This is a genomic window from Nocardiopsis halophila DSM 44494, from assembly GCF_000341245.1.
Classification (GTDB): Bacteria; Actinomycetota; Actinomycetes; order Streptosporangiales; family Streptosporangiaceae; genus Nocardiopsis_A; species Nocardiopsis_A halophila.
Map to the genome: position 1 here is coordinate 1 of NZ_ANAD01000204.1, position 4,216 is coordinate 4,216.

The 4,216-nt window shown below is 71.7% G+C and carries 5 protein-coding genes; 2 read left to right on the forward strand and 3 right to left on the reverse strand.

The window, feature by feature from the left end:
* Positions 1 to 160 precede the first annotated feature (160 nt).
* Genes D450_RS0123255 through D450_RS0123265 form a run of 3 tightly spaced genes read right to left on the reverse strand, consistent with a single transcriptional unit; the run spans position 161 to position 1,846 of the window.
* Positions 161 to 1,030, reverse strand: a complete 870-nt coding sequence (locus tag D450_RS0123255) for a class I SAM-dependent methyltransferase (RefSeq protein WP_241483258.1) — start codon at positions 1,028 to 1,030, stop codon at positions 161 to 163.
* A 42-nt stretch (positions 1,031 to 1,072) separates the two neighbouring features.
* Entirely contained in the window at positions 1,073 to 1,402 is a 330-nt protein-coding gene (locus D450_RS0123260) for an SCP2 sterol-binding domain-containing protein (protein ID WP_017541031.1), read from the reverse strand.
* 18 nt (positions 1,403 to 1,420) lie between these two features.
* A complete protein-coding gene (locus D450_RS0123265) occupies positions 1,421 to 1,846 on the reverse strand; it encodes a VOC family protein (protein ID WP_017541032.1) in 426 nt (141 codons plus the stop codon).
* 395 nt (positions 1,847 to 2,241) lie between these two features.
* Between D450_RS0123265 and D450_RS0123270 the strand changes: the two genes are divergently transcribed.
* Entirely contained in the window at positions 2,242 to 2,952 is a 711-nt protein-coding gene (locus tag D450_RS0123270) for an AfsR/SARP family transcriptional regulator (protein ID WP_152520902.1), read from the forward strand.
* A gap of 480 nt (positions 2,953 to 3,432) precedes the next feature.
* Positions 3,433 to 4,216: FAD-dependent oxidoreductase (locus tag D450_RS0123275; RefSeq protein WP_017541034.1), on the forward strand; the 784-nt coding region annotated here is incomplete at its 3' end.

Consider the following 4,216-nt stretch of genomic DNA (forward strand, 5'->3'; position numbering starts at 1 on the left):
CCACGTACAGCAATGGAGGGGTCCTTTCCCGGAATGCGTGGAGATCATGCGCGTCCGCGGAGAAGTGGGCGGGGGCGGCGAGGGGTGGACGGCCGGCGGGCCGGGGCCGCACCGGTGGCCCGCTCGCCGCCCCCGCGATCGGCGGGGCGGGGGCACGGCCTCACGCTCCGGTCCCGCCCCGGGGCCCCTCGCCGGGTTCGGCCCGACCCCAGACCGAGACGGTGACGGGCGTGTACACGACCATGTCCGAGGGCTTCTCCAGAAGCTCGAAGGCCGCGTCGACCTCCTGCTGGCCCATCAGCCCGGCCTTCACGATCATGGGCGCGAGCTTGGCCAGGCTCATGGAGACGGTCTGGACGGCGGGGGTCCCCGCCTGCACGGCTGTCAACTGGCAGTCGGTGCCCAGCACCTTCAGGCCGGTGCGGCGGACGGCGGGGAGCAGCTTCATCCCGTACCCCGGGTCGGCACCGCCGAAGTAGAAGAAGGTCTCCAGGGCGGAGGCGGCGCGGGTCAGCAGCGGCGAGGGCGGGTCGGTGCGCTGGATGCTGCGGATGTCGGCCTCCTCGACCAGCAGGTACCCGCCGGGCTTCAGGGCCGCGACGAACTCCCCGAGCACCCGCTCGCGCTCTTCGAGGTGCATGAGCAGGATCTTCGCGTGGACGAGGTCGTAGGCCCCCTTCTCCAGGGGGGTCCGGGTGATGTCCTGTCGCCGGATCTCCAGGTTCGGGGCCGACAACCCCTCCATGTGGGAGGTCTCGGTGTCGAGGGCGAGGACCGTGCCGAACTGGCCCACCCGGCTGGACAGCCAGCGGGCCACCGAGCCGGCTCCCGCGCCGACCTCGGCGCAGTGCCAGCCCTGCCCGACGCCGATCTGCTCCAGGTAGCGGAACGTCGCGGGGTCGGTCAGCGAGGCGATCCATTCCAGGCGGACCTTCTCCGGGTCGGTCCGGGGCTCCGTCCGCTCCGCTTCGGGCGCTGCTCCCTCTGCGGCATCGGCGCGATCCTGCGTCACCTGCTCCAACGTGCTCATCTCCTTCGGCGGGGGACCGGGCGGGACGTCGAGGCGGTGCGGTCAGGCCCCGGTCTCGAAGAGTTCGGGGACCTTCATGGCGAGCATCATGTCGCCTTCGACCTTCAGCTTCCCGGTCATGAAGGCGCGCATGGCGTCCTGCCGGCCCTCGGCGATCGCGATCCAGGTCTCACTGCGGGTACTGAACGTGGTGTCGGGGTCCTCGACCCCGCCGGGGATGAGCTCTCCCTCGCCGCCGGCGATCCGGAAGGCCCAGACCCCGTCCTCGACATCGGTGATGTTCCACTGGAGCGTCCGGTCCAGGCCGGCCGCCGCATCGCTCTTGAAACGTGTGGACAGTTCTTCGAACAGCTCGCCTACGCTCATGGACATGCGTGCGTGCCTCCTTGGTCAGTCCAATCCGAGCTTCCGCTGGACCTCCTGGAACTCCGGGTAGACATCGAAGACCTGGATGTAGTTCCCTTCGGGGTCCCTCAAGCCGAAGGTCCGTCCCTTTCCCATGTCCACGACCCCGGTGCGCGTGTCGAATCCGGAGTCGACGGCCGCCTTGTGCGCCAGTTCGGCGTCCTCGACGGCGAAGCCGAGCATCAGCCCGCCGCTGGCCTCGGGGATGTCGGCCTGAGTGGGCTTTTCTGAGCGCGCCGCCGCGTCCTGGAGCGCGATGCTGCTGCCCGAGCGCGCCGAGCGGAGCCACACGAAGGTGCCGTCCGGTGACGTGAACCGCTCGACGACGCTGAAACCGAGAAGTCCGGTGTAAAAGGCCTTCGTTCTTTCTATGTCGCGAACGAGAATCGTCACCAGATCCAGCCTCGACATTTCTCGTGCCCCACTTCCTCGTTGCGGCCGGAGGTATTCCGCGTGGTGCGTGTATTCGGTCCGGGCCACATTAGGGACGCGGGCTTACCCCTCGCTTACCGAGGATGAAAGTCGCCGTTGCGGCGCCGGTCCGCTGTCGGGCCGGGCCCTTGTCCTGCACGATGCCGATTTCCTACCCTGGCGACGGTCGCGCGCTCGTTCCGCTCACACGCCGGGGTTCCGAAATGGACAACTTTCAACTTTCCGCGTATCCGTCGGCGCCGTCTCGGTGCGGTCCGTCCGAAGTACGGGACGGCGGTGCGCGGTTCCGGGCCTTCTTCTTCGGTCCGTTCCGGGTTTTTCGCGGTCAGGATCCCGTGGACCGGAGGTGCCAGCGGCGGGACACGACGCTCAGGATGCTGAAGTGGTTCCTGCTGCACCCGGGGAGTCCGAGATCGATGGACGAGCTGATCGACCTCTGCTGGCCCGACGCCGTTCCCGAGAAAGCCGTGCAGAGTTTCCACGTCACGATGCACAGCCTGCGCCGCATGCTCGAACCCGAACTGCATCCCCACCGGGAGTCGACGTTCATCAGGCGCAGCGGCAGCAATTTCTACCGGCTGGAGACCGACGGCCTGTGGTGGACGGACACGGGGGAGGTCGAGGACGTATTCGACAAGGGTCGGGCCTGTGATCTGCGGCAGGACAAGCGGCGGGCCTGCTTCTACTACAGCCGGGTGACGGCCTACGGCATCCGGCGCTTCCTGGAAGGGGAGCAGGCCTGCGACCACTGGCTCGTCCCCTACCGCAAGCGCTACGAGGGGCTGCACTCCCAGGCGCTGGTCCGGCTCATCCACCTGCACCGGTCCTGCCGGGAGTGGGACGAGGCGGTCGAGTACGCCCGCCAGCTGCTGCAGCTGGACCAGTACAACCAGCTCGCGGCGGCCGCCGTCGTCGAAGGGGCCCTGGCCGCCGGCCGGTGCGACTTCGCCCGGCAGTGGCTCGCCGGGTTCGTCGCCTCGTTCGAACGCGATGTCGGCGCCGCGCCGAACGGTGAACTGCTCGCCCTGCGCACCAGAATGCTCGGGGACCCGCCCCCCGTCTCCCCGATGCCCGAGAGGCCGTAGCGCCGACGGCGGCCGGGGACCGAGCGGACGGCGGACCGCCCGGCGGGCGCGGCGGGACGGGGCGCGGGGCCGTTCTCCCGCGTGTCGGGCACCTGAACGGGACACGCCCCGCCGCCACCGTGCCCCGGCGGCGGGCCTCCTGCGCCCCTCCGCGTGTTCGGGGCCGCCGACGGAGAGGACGCGTGCCGCCCGTGGCGGACCGGACCGGCATGGCGGCGGCCCCGGGCCGGATGTCCGCGTGCCGTTCGATCCTGCGGTCAGGCGGCGCGGTCGCCCCGGATGCCGGAGGCTTGCGCGGGGCGCGATCAGGGCAGGGGGTAGGTCAGCGACCCGACAGACCGGGGCCGTCGCTCGGGCCTGCTCTGTGCGGGGCGGGCCGGTGGTCGCGGGGGAGCGGCCGGCCTGTCCGGGCTTCTTGCCGAACTCGACGCCGCCGCGCGGCGGCGTGCCGATACGACGGGGATGGGACGGTGACGCGGCATGGCCGACACCGGAGTGGACAGCGCCGACGTGGTCGTCGTCGGCATGGGGCCGGGAGGCGAGGCCCTGGCCGGACGGCTGGCCTCGGAAGGCCTGGACGTGGTGGGGGTGGAGGCCGCCCTGGTGGGCGGCGAGTGCCCGTACTGGGCGTGCATCCCGACCAAGATGATGGTGCGCGCGGCTGACGCGCTCGCCGAGGCGCGCAGGGTGCCCGGACTGGCCGGGAACGCCGAGGCCTATCCGGACTTCGCCCCGGTCGCCCGGCGCATCCGCGAGGAGGCCACCACCGACTGGGACGACACCGCCGCGGTGGAGCGCTTCCTGGGCCAGGGCGGCAGGTTCGTGCGCGGCACCGGCCGGCTGGAGGGCGCAGACACGGTCCGGGTGCGCGAGGACGGCGGCGGCGAGCGGGTGCTCCGGGCCCGCACCGGCGTGGTGGTGGCCGCCGGGACCGCCCCCGCGGTCCCGTCGATCCCCGGCCTGGACCAGGTGCCCTACTGGACCAACCGCCAGGCCGTGCGCGCCGAGAAGGCGCCGGAGTCGCTGTGCGTGATCGGCGGCGGGCCGATCGGCCTGGAGTTCGCCCAGGCCTTCGCCCGCTTCGGCACCCGCGTGACCGTACTGGAGGCCGGCGAGCGGGTGCTGGGCCCTGAAGAGCCCGAATCGGGGGCGCTGGTCGCCGAGGTGCTGGGCCGCGAAGGGCTGGACGTGCGCACGGGGGTGCGCATCACCGGCGTGTCGCACGGTCCCGGCGGGTTCTCGGTGGACACCGGCTCCGGGCAGG

Excerpts from the sequence above, each read along its gene's own strand:
- D450_RS0123255 (WP_241483258.1), bottom strand. The coding sequence starts at position 1,030 with ATGAGCACGTTGGAGCAGGTGACGCAGGATCGCGCCGATGCCGCAGAG.
- D450_RS0123260 (WP_017541031.1), bottom strand. The coding sequence starts at position 1,402 with ATGTCCATGAGCGTAGGCGAGCTGTTCGAAGAACTGTCCACACGTTTC.
- D450_RS0123265 (WP_017541032.1), bottom strand. The coding sequence starts at position 1,846 with ATGTCGAGGCTGGATCTGGTGACGATTCTCGTTCGCGACATAGAAAGA.
- D450_RS0123270 (WP_152520902.1), top strand. The coding sequence starts at position 2,242 with ATGCTGAAGTGGTTCCTGCTGCACCCGGGGAGTCCGAGATCGATGGAC.